This is a genomic window from Mesorhizobium sp. M2A.F.Ca.ET.039.01.1.1, from assembly GCF_003998035.1.
Lineage (GTDB): Bacteria > Pseudomonadota > Alphaproteobacteria > Rhizobiales > Rhizobiaceae > Mesorhizobium.
Genome location: NZ_RZRY01001299.1, coordinates 1 through 947, shown reverse-complemented (window position 1 = coordinate 947; position 947 = coordinate 1). Strand labels below are relative to the sequence as shown.

Sequence of the window (947 nt, the reverse complement as noted above, 5' to 3'; positions counted from 1 at the left end):
GCCCAGCGCGGGTTGTTGGCGATGTTGCCCACCGTGTCGCGAGCCACGCTAATGAAACTCCACTCCGCAACGTTGATAAGCGGCAGATCGGCAGCGACCTTCTTCTGGAACTCCTTGTAGAGCTCGGTGCGAGCCGAGGTGTCGAGCGTCTCGGACGCCTTGACGATCAGCGCATCGAGCTCGGCGTTCTTATAGCCGCCCTGGTTGGAGAAGGGCACGCCGTCGGGAATGCCGCTCTGCACCAGGATGGTGGTCGAGATCGCCGGGTCGCCGCGGAACACCGGCGGGCCGACGGCGAGGTCGAAGGCATGGTCGGTGTAGACGGCCTTGATGTGGGCCGCCGAGTCGTTGTTGACGATCTGGGCGTCGATGCCGATCGCCGCCAGCGCCTGGCGCAAATAATCGCCGAACTGCTTCGTCTCGTTGAAATAGGGTGCCGGCAAAAGCTTCAACGCAAAGCGCTTGCCGTCGTCGGCGCGCTTGTAGCCGGCTTCGTCCAGCAGAGCGTTGGCCTTGGCGACGTCGAAAGGATAGGTCGGCACGTCGGCGGTGTAGAATTGCGGATCGTTCTTCGGCACAGGGCCAGTGGCGGTCGCGGCGTAGCCGAGGAAGATCGTCTTGACGACGAAATCCTTGTCGATTGCATGGGCGATCGCCTGCCGCACCTTGAGGTCGGCCAGCTCCTTGCGGCGGTGGTTGATCTCGACGACGAGCTGGTAGGTCAACCCCTCATAGCCCTTGGTGATGACCTTCAGGCCCGGCACTTTGGAGATGCGGTCGAGGTCGGCGAGCGGCACGGCGGAAAAGGCGGCGAGCTGGATCTCTTCGGCTTCCAGCGCAGCCGCGGCGGACGTGCGATCGGGAAGCACCTGGTAGACGATCTCGTCGAGATAGGGCTCGTCCTTGCCCCAATAGGCGTCGTTCCTCGTCAGCCGGTAATATTGGCC

The 947-nt window shown here is 63.3% G+C and carries 1 protein-coding gene; it reads right to left on the bottom strand.

What is annotated here, in order from left to right:
• On the bottom strand, nucleotides 1-947 hold a 947-nt coding region (locus EOA24_RS39420; RefSeq protein WP_245501990.1), incomplete at both ends, for an ABC transporter substrate-binding protein.